Here is a 26,273-nt window from a genome sequence, read left to right as displayed (position 1 = left end):
CCCCCGCCGCCGCCCGGCGGCCGGCCCCCGAACCCCGAGGAGACCGAGATGACCAGCCCCTTCGACGACCCCGACGCCGCCTACCTGGTGCTCGTCAACCCCCGGGGCCAGTACTCGCTGTGGCCCGCCTTCGCGCAGGTGCCGCCGGGCTGGCGGATCGTCTACGGCCAGGGCGCGCGGGACGAATGCCTGGCCTACGTCGACCGCACCTGGACCGACCAGCGTCCGCGGCCCGGCGCACCGGTCACCGCCACGAACGGCAAGGAGGTCGCCGCACCATGATGGGCCCGGGCCCGCTGATCACCGTACGGGCCGACCCCGGCGACGAGGAGCGGCCGACCCGGGGGCGGGTCAGGCCCGGCACCGCCCGACGGGTCCTGCCCTACCTGCGGCCCTACCGCCGGCAGATCGTCGCGCTGCTGAGCCTGACCGTGCTCGACGCCGTCGTCACCGTCTCCACGCCGCTGCTGTTCAAGGTGCTCATCGACCACGGCATCGTGCCCCGCGACCGGGGCGTGGTGGCCGGTGCCGCCGCCGCGGTGGCGGGCCTGGCGCTGCTGCAGGCGCTGGTGGGCTTCCTGGTGAGCCGCAGTTCGGCGCGCATCGGCGAGGGGCTGATCTACGACCTGCGCACCGAGGTCTTCGGGCACGTGCAGCGCCAGCCGCTCGCGTTCTTCACCCGGACCCAGACCGGTTCGCTGGTGAGCCGGCTGAACACCGACGTGATGGAGGCCCAGCAGGCGGTGACGGTGCTGCTGTCCAACGTGCTCTCCAGCCTGCTGGTGCTGGGCCTGGTGATCGTCACGATCTTCTACCTGTCCTGGGTCGTCGGCCTGGTGGTGCTCGTCACGGTGCCCTTCTTCGTGCTGCCGGGCCGGATCGTGGGCCGCCGGCTCCAGCGCAACCTGCGCACCTCGATGCAACTGGACGCCGAACTCGGCTCGCTCATGCAGGAGCGCTTCAACGTCGCCGGCGCGCTGCTGGTCAAGCTCTACGGCCGGCCGGACGGCGAGGGCCGGCGCTTCGCCGAACGCGCGGCGCGGGTGCGGGACGTCGGCGTGGTCACCTCCGTCTACGCGCGGATGCTGCTGGTGACGGTGACGCTGCTGGCCTCGCTGGCCACCGCGGTGGTCTACGGCGTCGGCGGCGAGCTGGTGATCGACGGGACGATCCAGATCGGCTCGCTGGTGGCGCTGGCCACCCTCCTGGCGCGGCTGTTCGGGCCGATCAACCAGCTCTCCAACCTGCAGTCGAACTACCTGACCGCGCTCGTCTCCTTCGACCGGCTCTTCGAGGTGCTGGACCTCAAGCCGCTGATCGTGGAGCGGCCCGGCGCGGTCGCGCTGCCCCCGGCCGGCCCGGCCGGGGCCCCGGAGGTCGAGTTCGAGGACGTCTCCTTCCGCTACCCCCGGGCCGGGGAGGTCTCCCTCGCCTCGCTGGAGACGCTGTCGCTGCCCGTCCCGGAGCGCTCCGGCGACGCCCACGCCCTGCGCGGGGTCAGCTTCCGCGCCCCGGCGGGCCGGCTGACCGCGCTCGTCGGTCCCTCCGGCGCGGGCAAGACCACCGTCAGCCAGCTGGTGGCACGGCTGTACGAACCCACCGAGGGCACCGTGCGGATCGGCGGCCACGACGTGCGCGACCTGACCCTGGCCTCGCTGCACGCCACCGTCGGCATGGTGACCCAGGAGGCGCACATGTTCCACGACACCATCCGCGCCAACCTGCTCTACGCCCGGCCGGGCGCCAGCGAGGCGGAGCTCGTCGAGGCCTGCGAGGCCGCGCAGGTCTGGGACGTGGTCCGGGCGCTGCCCGACGGCCTCGACACCGTCATGGGCGACCGCGGCTACCGCTTCTCCGGCGGCGAGAAGCAGCGCCTGTCGATCGCCCGGCTGCTGCTCAAGAAACCGTCCGTGGTCGTGCTCGACGAGGCCACGGCGCACCTGGACTCGGAGTCCGAGGCGGCCCTGCAGCGGGCCCTGTGGACCGCCCTGTCCGGCCGCACCGCCCTGGTGATCGCGCACCGCCTGTCCACGATCCGCGAGGCCGACCAGATCCTCGTGCTCAAGGACGGGCAGGTGGTCGAACGCGGCCGGCACACCGAACTCGTCGACGGCGGCGGCCTGTACGCGGAGCTCTACCGCACCCAGTTCGCCGACCCGCCCGCGCCGCGCCCGGACACCGGGCGGCCGTCGGCGAACGGCCACCGCGGCCTTCCCCCGCTGGCGCCCGGCGGCGGGCCCCTGCGCGTACTGCCGCCGCCCGAGGCGGCGGGCAACCCCGGCCAACCCGAACGGAGAGCACGATGACCCAGTTGACGGTCGAGGACGTCTGGCCGCTGTCCCCGCTGCAGGAGGGACTGCTGTTCCACGCCTCGTACGACCAGGACGCGCCCCGGGACGTGTACGTGGGGCAGCGGATCCTCAACCTCGACGGCCCGCTGCGGCCCGACGTGCTCGAGGCGTCCTGGCAGGCGCTGCTGGAACGGCACGCGAGCCTGCGGGCCGGCTTCCGCTCCCGCGCGGCCGGCGACACCGTCCAGGTGATCGCCAAGGGCGTGCGGATCCCGTGGGCCTACGCCGACCTCGGCGGCCTCGGCGAGCAGGAGGCCGAGACCCGGGCCGCGCGGCTGGCCGAGGCCGACGCCCGGCGCTTCGACCTCGGCGTGCCGCCGCTGCTGCGGGTGCTGCTGCTGCGGGCCGGCCCCGAGCGGCACCGGATGGTGGTGACGATGCACCACATCCTGATGGACGGCTGGTCGCTGCCGATCCTGTTCGGCGAGCTGTGGGCGGTCTACGGCAATGACGGCGACCCCTCGGTGCTGCCGAAGGTGCCGCAGTACCGCGACTACCTGGCCTGGCTGGTGCGCCGCGACAAGGACGCCGCGCGCCGGGCCTGGCGGGAGATGCTGGCCGGCACCGAGGGCCCCACCCTGGTGGGCCCGGGCGACCGCGGCGGCCCGCCGGTGATGCTGCGGCACGTGATCGACCGGCTCGGCGACGACCTCGCCGAGCGGCTGCGGGAGACGGCGCGCGCCTCCGGAGTGACCCTCAACCGGGTCTTCCAGGTCGCCTGGGCGCTGCTGGTGGGCAAGCTGTCCGGCCGGCTGGACCCGGTCTTCGGGGCGACCGTCTCCGGCCGCCCCGCCGAGGTGCCGCAGGCGGACCGGATGGTCGGGCTGTTCATCAACACCGTGCCGGTGCGGGTGCCGCTGGACCCGGCCCTGCCCTTCCGCGAGGCCATGACGGCGCTGCAGGACCAGCAGGCCGCCCTGCTGGACCACCAGCAGCTGAGCCTGCCCGAGATCCAGCGCGCCGGCGGCCCGGGCGCGGTGTTCGACACCCTGATGGTCTTCCAGAACTATCCGCGCGGCCCGATGGTGGCCCCGTCGATGCGCTCGGCCGTGCCCGACGGGCCCCCCGGGGCGGCGGGGCCCGAGCCCCCCTCGCCGCCGGGCGAGGGCCTGGGCGGCACGGCGCTGCGCAGCGGGCGGCAGAGCGGCGGCCCGCTGCCGCAGGGGCCGCCCGAGCCGCCCGGCCCGCCCGGGCCCGGGGGTCCGGACGGGCCCGGGGGTCCGCCGCAGGGGCCGCCGCCCTCGCTCTTCGGGGCGGGCCCGGCCGGCCTGCGGATCTCCGCGGGCGGCGGCGAGGAGGCCGCGCACTACCCGCTGACCGTCGTGGTCACCCCGACCGACGACATCGAGCTGCGGCTGGACTACCGGCCCGACCTGTTCGACGAGCGCACCGCCCGCGCCCTCGTCGACCGGATGCTGCGGATCCTGCGCCAGGTCGCGGAGGACCCCGGCGTGCCACTGGGCCGGCTCGACGTGCTGACCGGCGACGAGCGCCAGGGCCTGGGCGGGGCCGGGAACCCGACCCGCCGCGACCTGCCGGGCGCCACGCTCGCCGAACTCCTGGAACAGCAGGCGCGCCGCACCCCGCGGGCGGTGGCCGTGGTGGCCGGGGAGCACGAGCTGACCTACGCCGACCTGGACCGGCGGGCGAACCGCCTGGCGCACCGGCTGGCCGGGCTCGGCGTCGGCCCGGAGACGCTGGTGGGCGTGGTGGCCGAGCGCTCGCCCGAGCTGGTCACCGCGCTGCTGGCGGTGGTGAAGACCGGCGCGGCCTACCTGCCGCTGGACGGCGGGCACCCGGCCCCCCGGCTCGCCGCGGTGGCGGCGCAGGCCGGCGCGGCCGTGGTGCTGGTCGACGAGCCGAACGCCGCGCGGGGCCTGGCCGACGCCGAACTGTTCGGCCCCGCCGAGGTGCTGCGCCTGGAGCCGGCCCCCGCGGACGGCGGCTCCCCCGCCGGGGCCGGGCCGGACGAGGCCTTCCCCCCGGTGCCCGTACGACCGGAGAACCTGATGTACGTCATCTACACCTCGGGGTCCACCGGGCTGCCGAAGGGCGTCGCGGTGACGTACGGCAGCGTCGTCGCGTTCTGCCTCGACGAGTGCTGGTCCTCCGAGACCCTCGAACGGGTGCTGGTGCAGGCCAACCACGCCTTCGACGCCTCCACCTACGAGATCTGGACGACGCTGCTGCACGGCGGCCGGCTGGTGCTGGTGCCCCCCGGGGACATCGACACGGTCGAGCGCGGCCGGCTGATCGCGGCCCATAAGGTGACCAGCGTGCACGCCACGGCGGGGCACTTCCGGGTGCTCGCCGAGCAGGCCGCGCACATCTTCGGCGGGGTGCGCGAGGTGTCCACGGGCGGCGACGTCGTCTCCGCCAACGCCGTGCGCACGCTGCTGCGCTCCCACCCCGGCCTGGTGGTGCGCACCACCTACGGCCCGACCGAGTCCACGGCCTTCGCCACCCAGCTGCCCTTCACCGACCCGGAGGCGGTGCCCGACGCGGTGCCGCTGGGCCGGCCGATGGACAACACCCGGGTGTTCGTCCTGGACGCGTTCCTCAAGCCGGTGCCGGTCGGCATGACGGGCGAGCTCTACCTGGCCGGGGCCGGGCTGGCCCGCGGCTACCTGGGCCGGGCCTCGCTCACCGCGGAGCGCTTCGTCGCCTGCCCCTTCCCCGCCGAGGGCGAGCCCGAGGGCGCGCGGATGTACCGCACCGGCGACCTGGCGCAGTGGACCGAGGACGGGCAGCTGCTCTTCCTCGGCCGCGCCGACCAGCAGCTCAAGATCCGCGGGTTCCGCATCGAACCGGCCGAGGTCGAGGCCGTGCTCGCCGCCCACCCGGACGTCGCCCAGGCGCTGGTGGTCGCGGTCGAGGACGGCGGCGGCCACAAGCGGCTGGCCGGGTACGTCGTGCCGGCCGGGGGCGGGCAGGCCTCGCCCGAGCCGCGGGCGCTGGAGGAGTACCTCGCCGGGAGGCTGCCCGACTACATGGTCCCGGCCTCGGTGACCGTGCTCGACGCGCTGCCGGTGACGGCGAACGGCAAGGTCGACCGGACCGCCCTGCCGCCGCCCGACTTCTCCGGCCGGGCGGCCGGGCGCGCCGCCGCCACCGACACGGAGGAACTGCTGTGCCGGCTCTTCGCCGAGGTGCTCGGCCTGGAGCAGGTGGGGGCGGAGGACTCCTTCTTCGCCCTCGGCGGCGACTCGATCACCTCGATGCTGCTGGCGGGCCGGGCCCGCAAGGCCGGCCTGACCGTCACCCCGCGCCAGGTCTTCGAGCTGCGCACCCCCGCGGAGCTCGCGCGGGTCGCCGAGTCGGTCGACGACGGCGCGGCGGAGGCCTCCGAGGACGTCCCCGGCGGCCCCGTCCCGCTGACCCCGGTGATGCGCGAGATCGCGGCCCGCACCGGTTCGCCGGCGCGCGCCGGCAGCCAGGCGATGGTGCTGACCGCGCCGCCCGGTCTGACGGCCGAGCGGCTGGCCGCCGTGCTCGGGGCGGTCGTCGCGCGCCACGACGTGCTGCGGGCCCGGCTGGAGGGCGAGGACGCGGACGGGCGGCTGGTGGTCCCCGAACCCGGCGCGCCCTGGGCCGTCCCGGTGGCGGACCTGGTGACCCGGGTGGAGGCGGCCGGCCTCGACGAGGAGCGGCTGGACGCGCTGATCGACGACCAGGCCGCCGCGGCCGAGGCCGCACTCGCGCCGCACGACGGCGTGATGCTGCGGGCCGTGCTCCTGGACCGCGGCGCCGGCAGCACCGGCCTCGTCCTGCTGGTCGCCCACCACCTGGTGATCGACGGCGTCTCCTGGCGGGTACTGATGCCCGACCTGGCGCTCGCGGACGCGGCCCTGGACGCCGGGGGCCCGGACGCGGCCCGGGCGGCGGTCGCCGCCGAGCCGACCTCCTTCCGCCGCTGGGCGCTCGCCCTCGCGGAGCGGGCCAGGGCGCAGCAGACGGTGGACGAGCTGCCGCTGTGGCGGCGGATGCTCGACCGGAGCGAGCCGCCGCTCGCCGGCCGGCCGCTGGACCCGCGGACCGACACCGTGGGAGGCGGCCTGTCCAGCGCCGAGCTGATCGTCCCGGCGGCGACGGCGGGACCGCTGCTGGCGGCCCTGCCCGCCGCCTACCACGCGGGAGTGGACGACGTGCTGCTGGCCGGGCTCGCCGCGGCGCTGGAGGAGTGGCTGCGGGCGCGCGGGCGGCCGGTGCCGGAGGGCTTCCTGGTCGACCGGGAGGCGCACGGCCGGGTGCCGCTGTCCGAGGACATGGACCTGACCCGGACCGTCGGCTGGTTCACCGCCGTCCACCCGGCGTGGCTGGAGACGGGCCCGATCGACCCGGCCGAGGTCCGGGCGGGCGGCGCGGACGCCGCGCGGCTGATCAAGCGGGTCAAGGAGCAGCTGCGGCAGCGGCCTGGCGACGGCCTGGGCTACGGGCTGCTCAGGTACGCCAACCCGGCCACCCGTCCGGTTTTGGAGCCGCTCGCGGCGCCGCAGATCGGCTTCAACTACCTGGGCCGGTTCGGCGGTTCGGGGCCGGAGGCGGGCGCCCGGGGCGGGGAGCCGCGGGCGGGTGCGTCCCCCTGGACGCCGGCGGTCGGGCACGGGTCGCCCGAGGGCGGTGTCGACGCCTCGACGCCGCTGCGGCACGTGCTGGAGATCAACGGCTCGGCGCGGGACCTGCCGGAGGGCCCCGAGCTGCGCTTCGTCCTGGAGTCGCCGCGCGGGCTGCTCGGCGGGGAGGAGCTCGGCGACCTCGCCGGGCGCTGGCGGGCCGTGCTCGAAGGGCTGGTCCGGCACGCCTCCGAGGGCCCCGGAGGTCACACCCCGTCGGACTTCTCGCTGATCTCGCTGGGTCAGGAGGACATCGACGAGTTCGAATCCGCCTTCGGCGGCGCGGCCGGCGACTGACCCGGCCCCGGCGGCGCTCCCGCGGCGGAGCGGGGTGGGGTCCTCCGGCCCGGCCGGGCCCGACGACGGGCCGGGCCGGGGGACCCGGGGACATCGGGCGCGGGCGCGCTCAGCGCCCGCGCCACACCGGCGGGCGCTTCTGCGCGAAGGCGCGCGGCCCCTCCCTGGCGTCCTCGCTGGCCCGGCGGACCTGCTCCCAGTGGTAGCGGGCCGTGAACGCCTCCTCCAGCGGCAGGTCCAGCGAGCGCAGCACGGCCTCCTTCAGGGCGCGCTGCGACAGCGGCGCGCAGCGCAGCAGGTCGGCCGTCCAGCGCTCGACGCACTCGTCCAGCCGCTCGTCCGGTACGACCTCGTTGACCAGTCCGAAGGCCAGCGCCTGGGCCGCGGACATCCGGTGTCCGGTGAGCAGGTAGCCCATCGCGGCCTTGAGCGGGATCTGCCGGGCCAGGCGGAAGGCCCCGCCGGCGCCGGGGACCAGGCCGAGGGCGGCTTCGGGCAGGGCGAAGACGGCGCTGTGCGCGGCGATCACCAGGTCGCAGGCGAGGACGAGTTCGAAGCCGCCGCCGAGGGCGTAGCCGCGGACCCTGGCCAGGACGGGTTTGGACAGGGAGAAGCGGTCGGTCAGGCGCGGCGAGCCGGGCAGGCCGCGGGATCCGAAGGTGGTCGGCGGGGTGCCTTCGCGGTCGAGGCGGGCCCGTTCCCGCAGGTCCTGGCCGACCGAGAAGGCGCGTTCGCCCGCGCCGGTCAGCACGACCAGCCGTACCCGGTCGTCGCGTTCGACCTCGTCCCAGACCGCGCCGAGTTCCGCGTGCATCCGCTGGTCCATGGCGTTGAGCACCCGGGGGCGGTTCAGGGTCACGCGGGCGACGTGCCCGGTCCGTTCGTAGAGCACGGGCCGGTCGGTGGCGGCTGCCTCGTTCACGTTCACGGGGTCCACCGGGGCAGGCTACCGGCGGGTGCGGGCGGTGGCGCGGATGTCGGCGGCCGTGGTCCGGCCGTTTGGCCGAGCGGATCGGGGTGAGAAGAGCACGGGGTGGTACGGGCCCGTTCCACCGCCGCTCAGAGCCCGGCCACCGTGACATCCACTCACCGGCGGCCGGGCGACGGCCCCTTGCCCGGTGGGGCGCCGCGGCCCTGAGGGGGCGTCCGGGGTCCTCGGGGGCGGATTCACCCAGGGCAGAACGCCGCGGCCTTCCCCCCGGGCCGGGGATCCCTAGGCTGAAGGGGTGAGCACTCAAGCGCCGAACGAAGCCCGCGTCATCCCCCTGCGTCCGCCGGCCTCTCCGCCCGCGTCCGACGGGGCCTCCCGCCCCCCGCGCCCGGCGGATGCCCCGCAGCCGCCCGTGCGCAGGGAGCCGCTGTGGCGCGACGTCGTCGGCGACGTGCTGCGGCGTGAGCGGCTCGCGCAGGAGCGCACGTTGAAGGACGTCGCGCAGGCGGCCCGGATCTCGATGCCCTACCTGTCGGAGCTGGAGCGCGGGCGCAAGGAGGCCTCCTCCGAGGTGCTGGCGGCGGCCGCCCGGGCGCTGGGGCTGGGGCTCGCGGACCTGCTCTCGCTGGCCCAGGACGAGCTGGCCCGGTACGCGGTCCCGAGCCGGGTGGGCCGGAGCCTGGCGGGCCGGGGCCTGTCCGGCCAGGCCCTGTCCGGCCAGGGCCTGGCGGGCCGGGGCCGGACGTCGCCCACGGCGCGGTACGACGGCCTCTGCCTGGCCGCCTGAGCGGGGCGCCGGCCCGGGTTCGGCGGCCGGTACGGCGGCGGTGCGCACCGCCGCCGTACCGGCCGCGCGGGGTCAGGCGAAGGGGAGCCGCCGGCTCAGCACCTGGTCGGCGATGCCGTAGGCGACGGCCTCCTCGGCGGTGAGCACCTTGTCGCGGTCCATGTCGGCGCGCAGCGTCGCCGCGTCGTGGTGGGTGTGCCGGGAGAGCACCTCCTCCACCTGCGAGCGGATGCGGACCATCTCCTTGGCCGCGAGGCTGAGGTCGGAGACCGTCCCCTGCCGGCCGCCGCTGGCCGGCTGGCCGAGCAGCACCCGGGCGTGCTGGAGCACGAACCGCCGCCCGGGGTCCCCGCCGGCCAGCAGCACGGCGGCCGTCGACGCCGCCTGGCCGACGCAGAAGGTGGAGATCGGCGCCTGCACGAAGGTCATCGTGTCGTAGATCGCCATCAGTGAAGTGAACGATCCGCCGGGCGAGTTGAGGTAGATCGAGATCTCGCGTTCCGGGTTCTCCGACTCCAGGTGCAGGAGTTGGGCGATGACCACGTTGGCGACCGAGTCGTCGATCTCGGTGCCGAGGAAGATGATCCGTTCGTTCAGCAGCCGGCTGAAGACGTCGTAGGTGCGCTCGCCCTGTGCGGTGCGCTCGATGACGTAGGGAACCGTGTACGAGCCCATGTCACAGTCCGATCCGTCGGCGGGAGGCGGCCGGGCGGATGTCGGCGACCGACTCCACCACCCGGTCCACGATCCCGTACTCCCTGGCCTGTTCGGCGGTGAACCAGCGGTCCCGGTCGCCGTCGCGGGCGATGGTCTCCTCGCTCTGCCCGGTGTGCTCGGCGGTGATCCGCTCGATGGCCCTCTTGGTGAACTGGAGGTTCTCGGCCTGGATCTCGATGTCCGCGGCGGTGCCGCCGATGCCCGCCGAGGGCTGGTGCATCATGATCCGCGCGTTCGGCAGCGCGAACCGCTTGCCGGGCGCGCCGACGGTGAGCAGGAACTGGCCCATGCTGGCGGCGAATCCCATCGCCAGGGTGGAGACGTCGTTCGGGACGAGCCGCATGGTGTCGTAGATGGCGAGGCCCGCGGTGACGGAGCCGCCGGGGCTGTTGATGTACAGGCTGATGTCGGTGCGCGGGTCCTCCGCGGACAGCAGCAGCAGCTGCGCGCACACCCGGTTGGCGGACACGTCGTCGACCTGGGTGCCGAGCAGGACGATCCGCTGGGCGAGCAGCTGCGCGGCGAGGTGGTCGTCGAAGGCGGTGGGCGTGGTGTCGCCCTCCGCCGCGCGGGGCGGGGACGTGCTGAGAGGGGTCATCTGCGCTCCTTGCGGGGGCGGGGAATGCCGTCCGCTCCACTCTGGGCCCGTCACGGCCCGCGGCCGCGGTTTCTCTGCCCGCCGCAGATTCGCCACGGGCAGAGCGCCCGGGCCCGGCCCCCGCGAGTAGCCCGCCCCGCCGCCGCGCGGTGGCAGCGGCGGGGCGGGAACGGTTACGCCGGGTCAGGAGGTCTCGTACAGCCAGGGAGAGCAGCCACCGCCGCCGGAGCGGCAGATCTTCCAGGCCAGGGACTGCCCCCACTGGCCGGACGGCAGGTAGTAGTCCCGCCAGGAGCCGTTGCCGTTGTAGTTCGGCAGAGAACTCTGGCTGACGCCGTTGATGCGCCACTCCACGTACGGGTAGTTGCCGTCGGGCTCGGTGTCGCCGATGCCGAACATGTGCTTGTTGCCGTCGTAGTAGCCGTAGGCGCCCTTGATGACGTAGGTCTGCGCGTCGGCCGTGCCGGCGCCGACGGCTGTGACGGTCAGGGCCAGCAGGCCGGCGGCCACGATCTTCCTGAGACGCATGGCGGTCCCTTTCTCCGGGGGTGGTCGACAGCCGTCCGGGCTGTCGACCGGTGGAGATCCGACCGTGCGGCAGGCCGGGATTGTCCGTCGACGCGGACCCGGCTGCGGGCCAGGTGGGCGGCGGACAACCCGGTGTCTTCGCGGACAACGCGGGGAGCCGGGGGCTACCGGCGCGGGCCGTAGGCCCAGTAGTGGTCCGGGTAGTCGCCGCACGGGTACTGCATCAGCGGGGCCTGCGGGGCGTTGCTGCCGTGGGAGACGGCGAGGCACTGCCGGCTGTTGCCGTTGACGAAGCGGATGCCGTGCGGCCACTTCTCGATCTTCCAGGCCTGTCCGGGGCCGTCGCCGCACGCTGACTGGACGACCTGGGCGGTGGCGTCGGTGCTGGAGTCCCGGACGGACAGGCACAGGGCGCTGTTGTAGCTGACGAACCGGTAGTAGGTGTCGCCCTCGGCGTCCGTGTAGGCCTTGCGGGCCTCCCAGAAGTGGTCGGGGTAGTCCCCACAGGGGAACTGCTGGACCTGCTGGCCCTCCTCCCGGCTGCCGCCGGGGGTGGCCACGCACTGCAGGCTGTAGCCGTTCCTGATCTCCACCGACCCCGTCGGCGGGGTCGTCGGGGTCCCGCCGAGGCGGGCGGGCGGCGTGGAGCCGGGCCCCGCCGTCGGTACCGGCGGGGACGGCGCCGGCGGGGAGGACGCCGGCGGGGCGGGCCGACCACCCCCGCTCGCGGCCGGGGCGGCGGATTCCGGCGGGGCGCCGGCCGCCGCGGTCGGGGCCGCCGTACCGGCCGGCGCGGGCGGGGCCTGCGCTCCCGCGGCCGGGGCGGGCACGGCGGCCGGTGGCGAGACGGCGGGCGCGCTGGTCGCGCCGCCGCCGGGGGCCGGGGACGAGGGGCTGCCCGCGGCCGGGGACGGGGAGTCGCCGAGCGCGCCGGCCTGCGGCCCGATCCGGGTGTCGACCGCCTGGGGAACGGTATCCAGGGGCGCGGAGGCAGGGCCCAGCCGGACGCCCACCAGGACACCGGCCAGCACCAGCACACCGGCCAGGGCTGCCGCCACGGCCGCGCCGGTCCCGGCGGGACGGGGCCGGCGCGCACCGGCGGGCCCCGGGCGCGGCGGGCCGGTGAACGCCGCGCCGCCCGCCGACGCCCACGCGCGCGCCACCGCCGGCGCGAGCGGAGCGAGCGGGCGGTTGTCCGCCGTACGGACCAGTTCGCCGCGGACAATCCCGGAGCCGGGCACGGCGTTGGCCATCCGGAGCACCTCCCGGCGCCGGTCGGCCAGGGCCTGCCGCACCTCCACGAGACCGGCGCCCAGCCGCCGCAGCACCGGCAGGTGGGCCTGCACCCCGTCGGCCACCACCAGTTCGGCGCCCGGCGGCCGGGCCTGCGTCAGCTCCTGGTCGACCAGGGCCTCGATGGCGTCCTGCTCCCGTTCCGCGGTGCGCCGTGCCTCGCACGCGCTGTCCCGGATGCGGCGCACCTCCTCCAGGCAGCGCGTCGCCTCCCGCAGCCGGGAGCGCCGCGACCCCGCCGCGCCGCCGCCGGCCGGCGGGGGTGCGGCGGGGCCCGCCGCGTCCTCGGCGCCGGTGGCCAGTTCGCCCCGCAGCTCGGCCACGATCGCCACCAGCACCCGGATCAGTTCCTCCGCCTCTGCCATGCCCGCCTCGGCCTGCCGTTGCGCCTGCCGGGCCAGGTCCAGCGCCTGCTGTGCGGCCGACCGTCCCGCTCCGGGCGGCTGGAGGCCCCCGGCCGCCCGGGTGGCCTGTTCGTGCAGGTGGGCGGCGCGCGCCAGCAGCGCCGCCCGGGCCCGCGGGTCCGTCACGTGGTCGTGGACCAGCCGTTGGAGCAGGTGCCACGGGATGTCCCGCTGCGCCGAGCGGTACTCGCCCCAGCTGGTCTTGCTGGCCCGGTAGCGCCGGGCGAGCTCGCGGACGGTGGTCCCCGACGTCATCTCCCGGACGAACCGGGCCAGGTCGTCCGCCTGCTCGGTCTCTCCCTTGTACCGCCCTTGCGGACGTCCAGCACGACCCACCCCGCGCCCCCTCCTGTGCGCTCGGCCGGGCCGGATCACCCGACTCCCGTCCGAGCCGAACCGTTCTTGTAGGTGGACCATCAAACAGGCCGTGCCGGGGGACCTCCACCGGTTCTTCGGACAACCTGCCGGCGCCCGACCCGGCCGCCACGGCGGGGTGTTCCCGTGGTGGGGCGGCTGCCGGCCCCGGACGCCCGTCCGCCGGGAACGGTCGGGAAACCCCCTGGATGGCGGGCCTTCGATGGGGGTAAGTTCCGCTCACGCGTCGGCAGTTGACGAAAGATCAGCTCAGGGGGGGCGGGCGGATGGCCGGATCGGTTCGGGACGTCGTCGTGGATGTGGTGACACGGCTGGCACCGGAGGAGCTTCCGCTGCTGCGGGGGCTGGACAGGCTGTCCTCCGAGGAGGTGGTGGCGCTGTTCGGGCGCCGGCGGCGGGGCGAGCCGCTGGGGTTCGGGCTGGCGGAGGCGGCCGCGCTGGCCACGCCGGTGGTGTGGATGGCGGTGGACGAGGCCTGCCGGGCCGCGGTCGGCGCCGGCGTGGCGCGCGCGGGCGGCGGGCTGCGGCGGCTGTGGCGGCGCGGGCGCGGCCGGCCCGCGCCGGAGCCGCCCGTACCGCCGTTGGACGAGCGGCAGTTGGCGGCCGTCCACGCCCGGGTGCGCACGGGTGCCCGCGAGGCCGGGTTCGACGAGCCGGCCGCCGGCGCGCTCGCGGACTGCGTGGTGGCCCGGCTGGCCATGGAGCCGGGCGCACCCGCCGCCCCGCCCGCTCCCCCGGAACCACCCACTGCCCCGCCCGCTCCCCCGGAACCACCCACTGCCCCGCCCGCTCCCCCGGCGGGGCCCGGCGCCCCGGAGCCGCCGGCATGAGCGCACCCGCCGCACCGCCGCTACCGCCCGAGCCGCCGAAGCCGCCCGCCGCCGCGCCGGTCCTCGACCCGCGCGTCCTGCCCGCCGGCACCGCGCTGCGCTTCGGCCTGCTGCTGCTGTCCATGGTGGCCGCCGCCCACCACATGCTGACGACCCTGCTGGAGCTGGTCCGCAAGGGCCGGGCCGCGGAGTACGCCTGCTCGCTGGCCGCCGGGTTCGACCCGAACGGGGACTTCCTGACGCAACTGGGGGTCGACCCGGGGACGGACCCGGCGCTGCGCGCCTGTCTGGCCGCCGCCCCGGACGACCCGCGCTGGCCGGTGCCCGCCGCGCTGGCGCTGGTGCTGCTGGCGGCCGCCGCGCTGTACCTGCTGCTGCCCCGCTGGCGGCGGCGCTCGCGCCGGCTGGAGCCCGTGGACGGGCAGCTGCGGGCGGAGCTGCTGCGCCTGGCGGAGTCGGCCCGGCTGCCGGTGGTGCCGGAGTTCGTGGTGGACCCGGGCCGGCTCGGCTCGGGGGCGGTGGTGTTCGGCCACCCGCGCCGGCGCACCGTGTGCCTGTACGCAGGGCTGCTGGTGACCCGGGTGAGCGATCCGGCCGGGTTCCGGGCGGTGGTGCTCCACGAGTTCGCGCACATCCGCAACCGGGACGTGGACCTGGGGTACGCGGTCACCGCGCTGTGGCGGGTGTTCGCGCTGCTGGTGGCGCTGCCGTTCGCGGTGGTGGTCGGCGGGTCGCTGGTGGGCGCGGAGTTCGGCCTCTTCGTGGGCGCCGACCGGGTGTTCTGGCCGGCCGGGCGGGCGCCGCTGGTGAGGCAGACGGCCACCGCGCTGGGCATGGCACTGCTGGTGGTGCTGGCCCGCGCGGACGCGCTGCGCCACCGGGAGCTGTACGCGGACGCGGACGCCGTCGCGCTCGGCGCCGACCGGCGGGTGTGGGACGTGCGCGATCCGGTGGGCCCGGCTGCCCGGCTCGGCCGGCTCTGGCGGGCGCATCCGACCTGGGCGCAGCGGCGCCGGGCGCTGGACGATCCGGCGGCGCTGTTCACCCTGGCGCCGCTGCAGACGTTCCTGGTGGGCGCGGCCGGTGTCGCCGTCCCGCTGCTGCTGCCCCCGTTCGCCGGGGGGACGGGCGGGGTGTGGCTGGCGGCCGTGCCGACGGCGCTGGTGCTCGGGGTGGCGGCCTGGCGGTCGGCGGCGTACGCGGCGCACCGCGGGACGGCCGGGCCGGAGGGGCTGCGGGCGGGGCTGTGGCTGGGCGCCGGCCTGGTGGTCGGCGAGCTGGTGGTGGACATCACCGCCGGCGGGCGCTGGTTTCCGGCGTATCCGCTCGCGCTGCTGGTGCTGCTGCTCGGCGCGTTGGCGTACGTCCCGTGGCTGGTGCAGTGCGCCCGGCTGGGGCTGGGGCGCGGGCGGGTGGCGGGGGTGGCCGCGCTGGCGGGGGCGGTGCTGGTCGCGGCGGCCGGGCTGGCCTGGTGGTCGGGGAGCGGCCACCTGTACACCGCCGGGGACGTCCTGGGCGGGGGCGGGATGCGGGAGCTGGTGGTCCGGCGGTTCCCCGGCGGGTGGGAGCGGCACGGGGCCGAGCTGGAGTGGATCGCCACGGTGATGCCGCGGCTGGGGGTGGACGGGCGCACGACGGCCTTCGTGGCGGCCGCGGGGGCGCTGTGGGCGCTGCCGTACCTGCTGTGGCTGCTCGGCGGGCACCGGGGGCTGGGCCGGGCGCTGCGCCGCGGGCTGCTGGGCGGGGTGCTGTGCGTGGCCGGGGTGCTGGCGGTCAAGGCCGTGCTGTACGCGGACCGTCCGCCGCTGGGTGAGCGCGGGGGCGGGTTCGTGCTGCGGTACGTGTCGTGGCTGACGGTCGCGGTGTGGGCCGGGGTGGTGGTCACGGCGGTGGTGGTGGCGCTGGTGTCCCGGCGGCTGTGGCTGGTCGGGGCGCTGGTGGCGGCGGGGGTCGCCCAGGCGTGCGCGCTGGTGGCGGTGTTCGTGCTGATGTCGGCGGACGGGTGCCTGGGGCCGTTGCGGACCATGGGCGACAGCTGCCTGTGGGTGCCGCAGGGCGGTTGGCCGGTGGTGCAGGTGCTGGCGGGCCCGGTGCTGCCGGCGCTGTTCGGGGCGGCGCTGGCCGCGGCGCTGGTGCGGCTGCCGCTCGCCCTCCTCCGGCGGGGCGGCGCCGCCGCGCCGGACGGCCGGGTGGCACGCTCCGGCGTCCGGCGGGTGGTGCTCGTCGGGGCCCTCGTCGGGGCGCTGGCCCTGGGGCCCGCCGCCGTGCAGGCGCTGCCGTCGGGTTCGGCGGGCGGGCTCGACCCCACGGCGCAGCGGCCGGCCGACGCCCGCTCCGAACGGGTCCGGGTCTTCCAGCTGCTGATATGGTACCTGGTCGGCGGGAAGCAGGACATCCTGGCGCTCGTCGACGGGTACCGGGCCTTCTCCGAGGAGGTCCAGGGGCTCCAGCGGGCGGCGGCCGAGCAGCCGGGCGAGTCGGTGCGGGTCGACGGCCGCCGCTTCGCCGAGGTCTGCACCGCGCTCCAGGGCGCCGCCGCGACCGCCCTGGGCCACCTCCACATCCCCGACTCCGGTCTGGACGGGCCCTGGTGGGCGGCGCTGGAGCAGACCCGGCGGGCCGGGCAGCACTGTGCGCGGGTCATGGACCCCGAGCGCGAGGAGCGGCCGGGCGAGGGGGAGGCCGTCCTGTCGGAGGTCGCCGACGGGATCGGGCCGCTGCTGGCCGCCGTCGATCCCGTCCTGCGGCGGATCGAGACCGACGGGCCGCGGTACTGGCCGGACCTCGTCCGCGTCGACCGCCCGCAGCCGTCCGGCCCGCCCGGGACGGAGGGGCGGGCCGGCGGCTGACCCGGGGGCGCGGCCCGCTCGGCCGCTCAGCCTGGTCGCCCGCTCAGCCCGGGAGGTCAGGAAGGCGGTCCAGGGCGATCCCGAAGCGGGTGCGGTAGGCGGCGAGGAGCTCGTCGTCGGCGAGGGCCCGCTCGGTGCGTCCGCCGTCCGGGCTGGTGGTGATCAGGCGCCGGCCGCTGACGGTCACCCGGCCGCCGTCCGCGGTGAGCAGCGAGCAGGTCGTCGAGCGGGTGAAGTGGGAGTCCGGCGAGGTGGCCTGCCACCAGCAGGTCGCGGCGAAGTCGGCGAGCTCGTACGGGCGCAGGCCCAGGCGGTACTGCGGCCTGCCGTCCAGCAGGACGTCCAGGTCACCGTGCGGGCCGGTCGGGGTGAGGGTGAACGCGCCCTCGGCGTCGGCCTGTTCGCCGCGTTCGTCCAGGCGCAGCGGGTGGCGGCTGAAGCGGCCGAAGCCGACGTCGACCAGCCAGGGTTCGTCGAGGTCCACCCGCAGGGCGAGGTGGCCGAGCGGCGGGCCGAGGCGTTCGCCGTCGAAGACGCGGGCGGCCAGCAGGCTCACCCGGTAGCCGAGCGAGGTGAGCAACCGGGCGAAGGCGCCGTTGAGTTCGTAGCAGAAGCCGCCCCGGCGGCGGGTCACGACCTTGGCCAGCAGGGCGCCGGGGGCGAGGTCGACGCCCTCGCCGAGGTGGAGGCCGAGGTTCTCGAACGGGACGGTGCGCAGGTGGGCGAGCTGGAGCCGGGCGAGCGCCTGCGGGCAGGGCCTGCCGGGGTCGGGCAGGGCGATCCGGTCGAGGTAGGCGGACCGCTCGGCGGCGGTGAGGCCGGCGGACGGCCGCTCGGGGTGTGGCGCGTGGTCCATCCGGCCATTCCACCCGGGCGTTGGGGTGTACGGCCATCGGCATTTGGTCCTACGTCCGGGGTTCTGGGCGGGGCCGCACCCGGCCGTCGTCCACGGCCTCGTCCCCACCGCCGTCGCCCCCGGGGTGGCCGGCGGGGCGCCGGCCGGTGCCCCGCCGGTGCCCTTTCGTCCCTGGCGGGAGCCGCGCGGGGGCCGTAGGGTCGGTGTGCCGCGCAGCGACGCAGGAGGGCCGGAGCGTGCGAGAGACCGCGACCCACTCGGTGGCGCCGACGTCCGGGGCCGCACCGGCCAGGCGTACGGCGCAGCGGCGGGCGTCGGCGCCGGCCGCCCCCGCCCGGGCGCCGCGCCCCGGCGAACTCGCCGACCTCCAGCGGACGGTGGGCAACGCGGCGGTGACCCGCCGGCTGCAGCGCCAGGCGGCCGACGGGGTCAGGGAGCAGGCGCGGCGCGACGCCGCCGACCCCGCCGGGCACGGCGAGTGGGGCTCGTTCCGCGAGGACATGGCCCGGGCGGGTTTCTCCGCGGACGTCACGGAGGTCGCCTGGCAGCTCGTCCTCGGCGGCATCGCCGAGCAGGGGCGGCTCAACGACGAGGCCATGGCGCGGTACACCGAGCGCCAGGCCCAGCGCGACCACCGGGCGTCGAACAGCTGGTACCAGGAGCTGGTGAAGGTCGTCGGCGACTACCTGGAGATCGACACGCCGACGCTGGCCCTGTGGTCGGGCGGCCGGGAGGTCAGCGACTACGCCCTCGCCAAGGGCCACACCCCGTTGGAGGCCACCGCCTTCGGCGGGGTGGTCGACAGGCTGACCCTGACCCCGGACTGGATGCTCAAGACGCCGATGTGGAACGTCCTGTCCAAGGCCTTCGTGAGCCGTGCCCGCGGCCCCGTCCACATCTTCCTGCGGGCGTACGACCCGGACAGCGTGCTGATCGCGCAGGAGGTGCCGCAGCTGCGCGTGGTCATGGCGCTCGACCCGGCGGTGCGGCTGGTGTGGCACCCGGTGTACGCCGCGGCCGACGGGAGGCTGATGGAGGTCACCCGGGGCCTCGACCTGGCCGCCGACGCCCCCTGCTCCACCCGCGACGAGTGCGTGCGGATCCTCTACGACTACCTGCGCCTGGTCCACGACCCGGCCAACACCCGCTCCGCGCGCGCCCACGCCGAGATGAGCGCCCGCCTCGCCGCCAACGGCAACCCGCAGTAGGGCCGTAGGGCCGGGGCGGGGAGGCCGGCCGGTCTCCCCGCCCCGGCCCTACGGCGCCGGTCGCGGTCCGGCGGCCTACTTGCAGAGGGCCGCGTCCACGTCGGCGGTGATCCGCGGCACGGCCGCTTCGGACGGCGTGGTGGTCACCGCGAAGTTCGCGGCGCGGCCGTCCTCGGTGACGCCCCCGAAGGTCACGGAGCCGGGCAGGCCGCCGCCGTGGCCCCAGTAGACGCCGGGGCCGCACGACAGCCGGTAGGAGGCCAGGCCCAGCCCGTACCGGGCGCCCTCGCCCAGGCTCCCGTCGGTGGCGACGGTCGTGCGCATCTGGGCGAGCTGCTCCGGGCCGAGCAGGCGGCCGCCGAGCAGTTCCGTGTAGAAGCGGTTGAGGTCGGTGTTGGTGGAGACCATCGCCCCCGCCGCCCAGCCCCACGACAGGTCCTGCCGGGTGACGTCGGTGAGCGGGGCGCCGGGCGTCAGCCGGTGGTAGATCCTGGGGTGGGCCTCGTGCACGGTGGTGTCCCCGGGGGTCGGGAAGTAGGTGTGCCGCAGGCCGATCCGGTCGATGACGCGGCGGGTGATCTCCTCGCCCACCGGCCGGCCGGTGATCTTCTGGATGATCATCCCGGCGACCAGGTAGCCGGTGTTGCTGTACTGCCAGCCGGTGCCCGGGGCGAAGTCGGCCTTGTGGGCGAGCGCGAGGTCGAGCAGGTCGCGGGGCTCGTAGTACCGGTCCAGCGGGCCGGTGAGGTCGAGGTACTTCGTGTAGTTGGGCAGGCCGGCGGTGTGCTGGAGGAGCTGGCGGACCGTGATGGCCGCGCCGTCGATGCCGTCCCCGCGCAGCAGGCCGGGCAGGTAGGTGTCGACGTGCTCGTCGAGCGCGACCTTGCCCTCCTCGACGAGTTGCAGCACGACCACCGCGGTGAAGGCCTTGGTGTTGCTGCCGATCCGCACCTGGCCGTCCACCGGCACCTTGGCCCGGGTGGCCAGGTCGCCCACCCCGGCGGTGTAGTTGCGGGTGCGTCCGTCCCGGCCGGTGACGGCGGCCAGCGCGCCGGGCATGTCGAAGTCCCGTACCAGGGCGTCCAGGTTCTTCTGGACGGTGTCCGGCCGCCGTGCCGCGGCGGGGCCGGCGTCGGCGGCGACGGCACCGGCGGGAGCAGCGGCCCCGACAACCAGCGCGCCGGCGACGGCGGCCAGCGCGATCCGGCCGCGCGCGGCGCTCCGGCGGGGGCGGTGGGACTCGTGCGCGTTCACGGGGAACTCCTGTCGGTGGGAGGGGTTTTCCGGGGTTTCCCGGCAGGCCTCCAGCCGACCATCCGCGACCGGGTCGGGTCGTCCGCGCACGGGACGAGGGCGCCCTCACACCCCGGCACCGGGGGCCCGGGCCGTCCGGGAGCCCGCTCCCGGTCCCCTCTCCCCCCGGGGTCGTACGCCGCGGGGCCGTACGCCGCGGGGTCCGGCCCGGCGCAGCCGGACCCCCGGGCGGGGCGGGGCCGTCAGGCGGCCAGGTGGTCCAGCGTGAACAGGGTGGCCCGGTAGGCGTACTGGGCCACGGCCGAACCGGCGCTGCCGGCCTGGTCGGAGACGGCGGCGAAGCTGCCGCTGTGCCCGATCCGCAGCACCACCTGGTTGGAGCCGGGCGTGGGGTACAGCAGGTGGAAGATCTGGTTGCCGTAGATCCACCCGGAGCAGTCGAACACGTTGAAGTTGGCGGAGTCGCCCAGTCCTTCGCCGTTGTCGTTCGGGTTCTGCTTCCAGATGCCCAGGCACTCGTTCTCGTTGCGCCGGCTGCGGAAGATGAAGGACTGGTTGTCGTCCTTGTAGTGGCACAGCTTCCACTGCTGGTTGTAGCCGCCGGTGTCGGGGTTCTGGACGGCCTGCCCCCAGGCGCTGTACTGGTTCCTCTCCACGAGCTGGTTGAACGGCGTCCTGATCCGGTAGTAGCCGTCGTCGCAGACGTAGCCGTGCCACTCGGTCGAGGCCGCTGCCCGGGTCTCGGCCGATGCGGGGGCGGCGAGCAGGGTGAGGCCGGCCAGTGGGGCGAGGGCGGCGGCGCCGAGGGCGCGCAGTGCCGTGCCCGGGCGGACGCTCGCGTGTCGCAGGGGGTTGGTCACGGGTTCCTCCGTCGTCGTCGGGTCGTGGGCACGGTCAGCAGCTGCTGATGAGGAGTTGGGCGGCCCGGCGTACGGTGCCGGCCGGTTCGGCGGGCGCGCAGCCGACCGAGCCGATCTCCGGGGCCTCGTAGGTGGTGAACGTCCCCGGGGTGGGCTGGGAGGTGACCCAGATTCCGGTGGTGGGGCCGGTCTGGGCGCAGACCCGGTTGACGTACTGGCCGGTGACGACCCGGGTCCCCCGGTAGAGGCCGTACCGTCCGGGCGAGTTGAGGTTCCAGGTGTCGCTCACGGTCTGGCTGGTGGTGCTGGAGGTGGTCGTCTGGACCGAGAAGCCGACCTTGGCCTGGACCTTGAGGAACAGCGCGCTCGCCGTGGCGGTGATCTCGGTCCGGTTGTCGACGGTGGTGCTCACCGAGCTGATCCTGGTCAGGGTGTCGCTGTGCTGTCCGGTGGTGCCCGCGGCGACGTTGACGATGAGGAAGTCGGTGACCTTGGGGGTGACCTGCACGTTGAAGGGTTCCGTCGTGGTCTGGTCCACGGCCGGGTTGCAGAAGGTCGGGAGGGTGTCGGCATGGGCGGCGGGGGCGGCGCCGAGGCCCAACAGGCCCACGGCGACGGCGGTGGTGGCCGAGGCGGCGAGGGTGCGCCGGCGGGTCCTGCGGGTGGTGGTCATCTGGGCTCCTCCAGCGGTCGCGGAAAGGGGCCGGGGCGTGCGCGCCCGTCACGGATGCGCGCACGCCCCGCGCAGGGGTGCGTACGGAGTGCGACGTCATCCTTGTCGATGCTTCGGGCACGCCGGTATCCGAGATTTCTCGGGGGTGCCCGGCACCCCGTCAGCCCCCCCCCGGCCGCCCCCTGGCTGTCCGCCGGCGCCGGGTCAGGCGGCGAGTTGGGAGGCCACCAGGGCGGCGAACTCCTCGGGGGTGAGGATGCGGATGCCGAGCTCCTCGGCCTTGGCGCGCTTGGAGCCGGCCTTCTCGCCGGCGACGAGGAGGGTGGTGCGCTTGGAGACCGAGGAGGAGGCCTTGCCCCCGGCGCGTTCGATCAGTTCGTTCATCTGGTTGCGGGAGAGGTCGGCGAGGGCGCCGCTCATGCTGCCGGTGACGACGACGGCCTGGCCGGCCAGCGGGCCGCCGTCGCCCCCGTCGCCGGTGCCGTTCCCCTCCCCCGCCGCCGCGGGGGCGGCCGGGGTGGTGACGGCGGTGCCCACGCCGAGGTCGGCGAGGCGGTCCAGCAGCGGGGCGAGCTCGGCGAGTTCGGCGGCGACGACGCGGGCCTTCTCGGCGCCGATGCCGTCGACGCCGGCCAGGGTCTCGGCGTCGGCGGCGCGGATCGCCGTCATGCTGCCGAAGTGCGCGGCGATCCGGCGGGACATGGTCCGTCCGGTGCCCCGGATGCCGAGGGCGCAGAAGACCCGGTTGAGCGGCTGGGTACGGGCGGTGGCGATCGCGGCGAGCAGGTTGACGGCGCTGGTCTCCCCCATCCGCTCCAGGGTGAGCAGTTGCTCGCGGGTGAGGGTGAACAGGTCGGCGAGGTCGGCGACCAGGCCGGCCTCGACGAGCTGGACGGCGCGGGTGCCGCCGAGGCCCTCGATGTCGAGCTGGTCGCGGCCGGCCGCGTAGAGGACGGAGGCCACGGCCTGGCAGTTGCGGCCGCGCACGCAGCGCCAGCGCTGTTCGGCGGTGTCGATGGCGTCGCCGCAGCGCGGGCAGGCCTCGGGGAAGGCGATCGGCTGCTCGGCGCCGGTGCGGGCGTCCAGCACCGGGGCCTCCACCCGGGGTATCACGTCGCCGGCGCGGTAGACGAAGACCTGGTCGCCGATCATCAGCCCGCGCCGTTCGATGTCGGCGGGGTTGTGCAGCGTCGCGAAGGTGACGGTGACGCCGTCGATCACCACCGGTTCGAGGACCGCGCGCGGGGCGATGATCCCGGTGCGGCCGACGTTCCACTCCACCCCGAGCAGCCGGGTGACCTTGTGCTGGGCGGCCAGCTTGCGGGCCACCGCCCAGCGCGGGGCGCGCGAGCCGGAGCCGGCCTCGGCGCGGTCGGCGGCCAGGTCGGCCTTGACCACCACGCCGTCGATGCCGAAGGGCAGTTCGGAGCGCAGGGCGGCGATCTCGTCGATGCGCCGCTGCACCTCCGGGATGCCCGCGCAGTGCCGCGGGCGGGCCGCGGTGGCGGCGGCGGTGTTGGCGCCGAGGGCGGCGAGGTGTTCCAGCAGGGCGCTGTGGGCGAGGCCTTCGGGGCCGACGGCGTCGTAGGCGAAGAAGGTCAGCTCGACCCGGTAGGGGCGGTCCTTGGCCCGCAGGGTGCCGGCGGCGCCGCTGCGCGGGTGGGCGAAGGGGGTGGCGCCGTGCTCGGTGCGCACCCGGTTGGCGTGCTCGAACTGGTCCTGGGTGAGCAGGACTTCGCCGCGCAGCTCGATGTCGGCGGGCTCGGTGAGTTCGGCGGGCAGGCCGAGGATGTCGGCGGCGGCGTGGGTGACGTCCTCGCCGGCGAGGCCGTCGCCGCGGGTGACCACCTGCCGCAGGCGCCCGGCGCGGTAGCGGGCGGCGACGGCGAGGCCGTCGAGCTTGGGCTCCACGCACCAGGCGGTGACGGGCCGGCCCAGGCGCCGTTCCAGGCCGGCGGCCCAGGCCTCCAGCTCCTCCGCGGAGAACACGTTGTCCAGCGAGAGCATCGGCACGCTGTGCGGGACGTCGCCGGTGGCGGCGCCGCCGGCCACCTTGCCGGTCGGCGAGTCGGGCAGCGCCTGGCCGGGGTGGGCGTCCTCGTAGGCGGCGATGGCCCGCAGCAGCGCGTCGTACTCGTCGTCCCCGAGCGGGGTGGCGCCGTCGGCGTAGTACGCGGCGGCGGCCTGGACGGCGGTGGCGACGGCGTCGGCGTACGCGGACGGGGAGGACAGCGGGGCTGCGGTGTCGGTCATGGCGGAATCATGGCGGCCGCCACTGACAACGCCGCGGCGGTCCCGGACCGGGGTGGCCGGCCGGTCAGCACTCCAGGAGGGTGCAGCTCCAGTGCATGCCGCGCCCCATGCCGGCCAGGGCGATCAGGTCGCCGTCGCCGAAGTGCCCGGCCGCGCGGTGGTACTGGAGGTCGAGGAGGTGGTCCGCGGCCCCGAAGTGGCCCCGTTCCAGGGAGATTTCGAGGTTGGTGCGCTCCACCGGGACGCCGAGCCGGTCGGCCAGCTTCGTCAGGGTGGCGTGGTTGTCGTTGAGCAGCACCACCCTGGCGAGGTCCTGGACGGACGCGCCGATCCGCTTGCAGGCCCGCGCGACCACCTCGTGCACCCGTTCGCCCATCAGGCCGACGAACTCCTGGAAGCGCTCCGTGTCGTAGTCGAAGAACTCCATCAGGCCCCAGGCGTCGCGGGCCGGGGCGGGCGTGCGGCCGCCGCGGAAGGGGGCGGCCGCGCCGCCCTCCTCCATCCGGAACAGGTCGGCGTAGCGGCCGTCGCTGATCGTCTCGGCGGCCCGCCAGCGCAGTTCGGGGTGGCCGCGCCCGGCCACCGCGGCGCCGGCGCCGTCGGAGAACAGCAGCGAGTTGGTGTACATCCGGTTCCAGTAGGGCTCGCACGTCCGGTGCGCCCCCACGACCAGGGCCCGCTGGTAGTCGGGGTGGGTGGCGAAGCGGCCGGCGAGCAGGTCGAAGCAGGTGATCCCGCTGACGCAGCCCTGGCCGACCAGGACCGCCTCGGCGCGGCGGGCGCCGAGGCGGTCCTGGAGGGCCGCGGCCGGGTCCCAGTACAGGTACTCGGGGATGTCGGTGATCGCGAGGACCACCAGGTCCAGGTCGGCGGGGTCGGTGCCCGCCTCGTCCAGGGCCGCCCGGGCGGCCTCGACGGCCAGGTCGGTGAGCCCGACCCCGTCCGGGCTGCGGTGGACGGTGCGGTAGCCGTACGCCTGGACGCGCTCGACGTCCTCGGTGTACTCGGAGGCCACGTCCGCGACGGCGACGGGCTCCCCGAGCGCCGATCCGAATGACATCAGTCCGTAGTCCACGTCACTGCCCCTTCCGGGCCCTGCGGTTGTTCCAGGACGTCCTGGCCTGGTCGGCGGATCCGGCGCGGGGCGCCGGCCCGCCGGTCGCGTCCGCACGGCACCGGCCGGTGCCGCGGGGGGTGCCGCCGCCGTCGCCGAGGAGGGTTCGTCGGCGAACTTCCGTCTTCCTGGCGCGGCCCGACGCCCCGTCAGGCTATACACCGCCGACCGGCCCTGACCAGCACCGACACCGGCGCACCCGGCGGCGGGCGGGGCTCCGGGCGCGGCCGCGGGGGCGCCGGGGTGCGGGGGTGGAGGTGCATACCGGGCCGCGCAGCGGGCAGCCGCGCAGCAGGGAGCCGCCGCGGGCGGCCGGTGGCGAGAGGTCAGGAGGAGCAGCGATGCACCGGATCGAGGAGTCCGTCGAGGTGTCGGCGCCGCTCGACACGGTCTACGGGAGCTGGGTGAGGGTCGAGGAGTTCCCGCGGTTCATGCGCGGGGTGGTCAGTGTCGACCGGTCGGACCGCGGCGCCAGCCTGGTGGTGCGGACCGCGGCCGGGCCGCGGGAGTTCGAGGCCGTGACGACGGAGCTGGTGGCGCGGGAGCGGATGGCCTGGGACAGCGGCCCCGGGCCGGTGCGGCACCGGGGTGTGGTCACCTTCCACTCGGTGGACGACCGGACCACCCGGGTGATGCTCCAGCTGGAGGTCGAGCCGCACGGGATCTGGGAGCGCCTCGCCGAGGCGCTCGGTTTCGTCGACCGCCGGGTGATCGACGACCTGGAGGACTTCCGGCGCCACGTCGAGGAGGACGCCGACGCCGCCCGGGCGTAGCGGCCGGGCGGCGCGAGGGCACCGGCACCGCGACGGTGGCGCGGATGCTCGGTCCTGTGGACGCCCGGGTGCCCGCGCTGGCGCGGGACTTCGACCCCGAGGGGTCCTTCTGCGGCTACCTGCGCGAGCACGGGGTGCGCCTGGGCGCGGCCGACGAGCGGATCGAGACGGTGCTGGCCACCCCGCGCGAGGCGCTGCTGATCGGCACCCCGTCGGCGCTGCCGATGCTGCTGCTGCCCCGCCGCAGCCTGGACGCGGCGGGGCGCCCGCTGGAGCAGGTGCGCACCCTCTACCGCGGCGACCGGTCCAGCTTCACCCTCGCCCTCGGTGCCCCGGACGCCGACCGGTCGTAGCAGTCCGGGGCCCCGTGTCCGCGGGGCCCCCGCCGAGCAGCGCTCCCGGAGTGAACCCGACGGGGGTTCGGCCGCGTGGAGAGGTCCGTAGGGCAACTGCAGAGCGGCCTTACGTCCACTCAGCCACCTGGCAACCAAGGGAGACCCAAATGATGAAGATCCTGTTCTCCATCCGTGACGCGTCCTTCGCCAAGAAGAGCCTGAAGGCCAGCGCCTGGTACGTCTGGTACTAAGCCGGCTGATCGGTACCTCCGGTACCTGAACAGCTGATCCGCCCCCGCCTCCGCCCGCTCGCGGCCTCCGCCGGGAGACCGGGCCGGGGCGGGGGCGGAGTCCGGCCCCGGCAAAGTCTCGGA

Annotated in this window: 20 protein-coding genes and 1 pseudogene; 10 read left to right on the top strand and 11 right to left on the bottom strand. The window is 76.0% G+C overall.

Features of this window, described 5'->3' with window-relative positions; genetic code table 11:
- The first annotated feature begins 48 nt into the window (after positions 1-48).
- Genes ACIQI7_RS20845 through ACIQI7_RS20835 form a run of 3 tightly spaced genes read left to right on the top strand, consistent with a single transcriptional unit; the run spans position 49 to position 7,261 of the window.
- On the top strand, positions 49-282 hold the full coding sequence (locus ACIQI7_RS20845) for an MbtH family protein (RefSeq protein WP_401112028.1): 234 nt from the start codon (positions 49-51) through the stop codon (positions 280-282).
- The gene (locus tag ACIQI7_RS20840) at positions 279-2,306 is read left to right on the top strand and encodes an ABC transporter ATP-binding protein (RefSeq protein ID WP_401112026.1); all 2,028 of its coding nucleotides are present in this window, start codon (positions 279-281) and stop codon (positions 2,304-2,306) included. Before ACIQI7_RS20845 ends, ACIQI7_RS20840 begins: the two co-directional genes overlap by 4 nt.
- Positions 2,303-7,261 (top strand): amino acid adenylation domain-containing protein, encoded by a 4,959-nt coding sequence (locus tag ACIQI7_RS20835; RefSeq protein WP_401112024.1) that lies wholly within the window; start codon positions 2,303-2,305, stop codon positions 7,259-7,261. Before ACIQI7_RS20840 ends, ACIQI7_RS20835 begins: the two co-directional genes overlap by 4 nt.
- A 109-nt stretch (positions 7,262-7,370) precedes the next feature.
- Here the strand turns inward: ACIQI7_RS20835 and dpgD are convergent, their stop codons facing one another.
- Positions 7,371-8,198 (bottom strand): enoyl-CoA-hydratase DpgD, encoded by an 828-nt coding sequence (dpgD, locus tag ACIQI7_RS20830; RefSeq protein ID WP_401112022.1) that lies wholly within the window; start codon positions 8,196-8,198, stop codon positions 7,371-7,373.
- Between the two features lie 289 nt (positions 8,199-8,487).
- Here dpgD and ACIQI7_RS20825 point away from each other — a divergent pair, with 289 nt between their 5' ends.
- Positions 8,488-8,979, top strand: coding sequence for a helix-turn-helix domain-containing protein (locus ACIQI7_RS20825; RefSeq protein WP_401112019.1), 492 nt, complete (start codon positions 8,488-8,490; stop codon positions 8,977-8,979).
- Between the two features lie 72 nt (positions 8,980-9,051).
- On the opposite strand, the gene ACIQI7_RS20820 is transcribed toward ACIQI7_RS20825, so the two are convergent.
- The 4 genes from ACIQI7_RS20820 to ACIQI7_RS20805 form a co-directional block, all read right to left on the bottom strand.
- Positions 9,052-9,654: a ClpP family protease gene (locus tag ACIQI7_RS20820; protein ID WP_401112017.1), complete on the bottom strand. Its 603-nt coding sequence runs from the start codon at positions 9,652-9,654 to the stop codon at positions 9,052-9,054.
- A 1-nt stretch (position 9,655) separates the two neighbouring features.
- On the bottom strand, positions 9,656-10,294 hold the full coding sequence (locus ACIQI7_RS20815; protein WP_401112014.1) for an ATP-dependent Clp protease proteolytic subunit: 639 nt from the start codon (positions 10,292-10,294) through the stop codon (positions 9,656-9,658).
- A 183-nt stretch (positions 10,295-10,477) separates the two neighbouring features.
- Positions 10,478-10,822, bottom strand: a complete 345-nt coding sequence (locus ACIQI7_RS20810) for a hypothetical protein (RefSeq protein WP_401112012.1) — start codon at positions 10,820-10,822, stop codon at positions 10,478-10,480.
- A 164-nt stretch (positions 10,823-10,986) separates the two neighbouring features.
- On the bottom strand, positions 10,987-12,855 hold the full coding sequence (locus ACIQI7_RS20805; RefSeq protein ID WP_401112009.1) for an RICIN domain-containing protein: 1,869 nt from the start codon (positions 12,853-12,855) through the stop codon (positions 10,987-10,989).
- A 332-nt stretch (positions 12,856-13,187) separates the two neighbouring features.
- Between ACIQI7_RS20805 and ACIQI7_RS20800 the strand changes: the two genes are divergently transcribed.
- Positions 13,188-13,724, top strand: coding sequence for a hypothetical protein (locus ACIQI7_RS20800; RefSeq protein ID WP_401112007.1), 537 nt, complete (start codon positions 13,188-13,190; stop codon positions 13,722-13,724).
- Positions 13,721-16,573 carry a M48 family metalloprotease gene (locus ACIQI7_RS20795; RefSeq protein WP_401112004.1) on the top strand — a complete coding sequence of 951 codons (2,853 nt, stop codon included), beginning with the start codon at positions 13,721-13,723 and terminating at the stop codon, positions 16,571-16,573. The genes ACIQI7_RS20800 and ACIQI7_RS20795 overlap by 4 nt, the downstream gene beginning before the upstream one ends.
- A gap of 43 nt (positions 16,574-16,616) precedes the next feature.
- Here the strand turns inward: ACIQI7_RS20795 and ACIQI7_RS20790 are convergent, their stop codons facing one another.
- Positions 16,617-17,429, bottom strand: coding sequence for an arylamine N-acetyltransferase (locus ACIQI7_RS20790; RefSeq protein WP_401112002.1), 813 nt, complete (start codon positions 17,427-17,429; stop codon positions 16,617-16,619).
- Between the two features lie 236 nt (positions 17,430-17,665).
- Here ACIQI7_RS20790 and ACIQI7_RS20785 point away from each other — a divergent pair, with 236 nt between their 5' ends.
- On the top strand, positions 17,666-18,637 hold the full coding sequence (locus tag ACIQI7_RS20785) for a hypothetical protein (RefSeq protein WP_401112000.1): 972 nt from the start codon (positions 17,666-17,668) through the stop codon (positions 18,635-18,637).
- 75 nt (positions 18,638-18,712) lie between these two features.
- On the opposite strand, the gene ACIQI7_RS20780 is transcribed toward ACIQI7_RS20785, so the two are convergent.
- The 5 genes from ACIQI7_RS20780 to ACIQI7_RS20760 all read right to left on the bottom strand — a co-directional run bounded on the left by ACIQI7_RS20780 (position 18,713) and on the right by ACIQI7_RS20760 (position 24,737).
- On the bottom strand, positions 18,713-19,891 hold the full coding sequence (locus ACIQI7_RS20780; protein WP_401111997.1) for a serine hydrolase domain-containing protein: 1,179 nt from the start codon (positions 19,889-19,891) through the stop codon (positions 18,713-18,715).
- A gap of 242 nt (positions 19,892-20,133) precedes the next feature.
- A complete protein-coding gene (locus tag ACIQI7_RS20775; protein ID WP_401111994.1) occupies positions 20,134-20,751 on the bottom strand; it encodes an RICIN domain-containing protein in 618 nt (205 codons plus the stop codon).
- A 34-nt stretch (positions 20,752-20,785) separates the two neighbouring features.
- Positions 20,786-21,424 carry a hypothetical protein gene (locus ACIQI7_RS20770; RefSeq protein ID WP_387754544.1) on the bottom strand — a complete coding sequence of 213 codons (639 nt, stop codon included), beginning with the start codon at positions 21,422-21,424 and terminating at the stop codon, positions 20,786-20,788.
- Between the two features lie 204 nt (positions 21,425-21,628).
- Positions 21,629-23,677 carry an NAD-dependent DNA ligase LigA gene (gene ligA / locus ACIQI7_RS20765; RefSeq protein ID WP_401111990.1) on the bottom strand — a complete coding sequence of 683 codons (2,049 nt, stop codon included), beginning with the start codon at positions 23,675-23,677 and terminating at the stop codon, positions 21,629-21,631.
- A gap of 64 nt (positions 23,678-23,741) precedes the next feature.
- On the bottom strand, positions 23,742-24,737 hold the full coding sequence (locus ACIQI7_RS20760; protein ID WP_401111987.1) for a 3-oxoacyl-ACP synthase III family protein: 996 nt from the start codon (positions 24,735-24,737) through the stop codon (positions 23,742-23,744).
- Between the two features lie 395 nt (positions 24,738-25,132).
- Here ACIQI7_RS20760 and ACIQI7_RS20755 point away from each other — a divergent pair, with 395 nt between their 5' ends.
- From ACIQI7_RS20755 to ACIQI7_RS20745, 3 genes and pseudogenes are all read left to right on the top strand, one after another.
- Positions 25,133-25,564, top strand: a complete 432-nt coding sequence (locus tag ACIQI7_RS20755; protein ID WP_401111986.1) for an SRPBCC family protein — start codon at positions 25,133-25,135, stop codon at positions 25,562-25,564.
- 62 nt (positions 25,565-25,626) lie between these two features.
- Positions 25,627-25,917, top strand: a pseudogene (locus ACIQI7_RS20750) (UTRA domain-containing protein); the annotation flags it as partial.
- Positions 25,918-26,066: 149 nt separating this feature from the next.
- Entirely contained in the window at positions 26,067-26,150 is an 84-nt protein-coding gene (locus ACIQI7_RS20745) for a tryptorubin family RiPP precursor (RefSeq protein WP_401112463.1), read from the top strand.
- The last annotated feature ends 123 nt before the right edge of the window (positions 26,151-26,273 follow it).

It is taken from the genome of Kitasatospora sp. NPDC092039, from assembly GCF_044756065.1.
Taxonomy (GTDB): Bacteria; Actinomycetota; Actinomycetes; order Streptomycetales; family Streptomycetaceae; genus Kitasatospora.
Note: the sequence above shows the minus strand (reverse complement) of the source record. Positions and strands in the feature narration are given on the sequence as shown.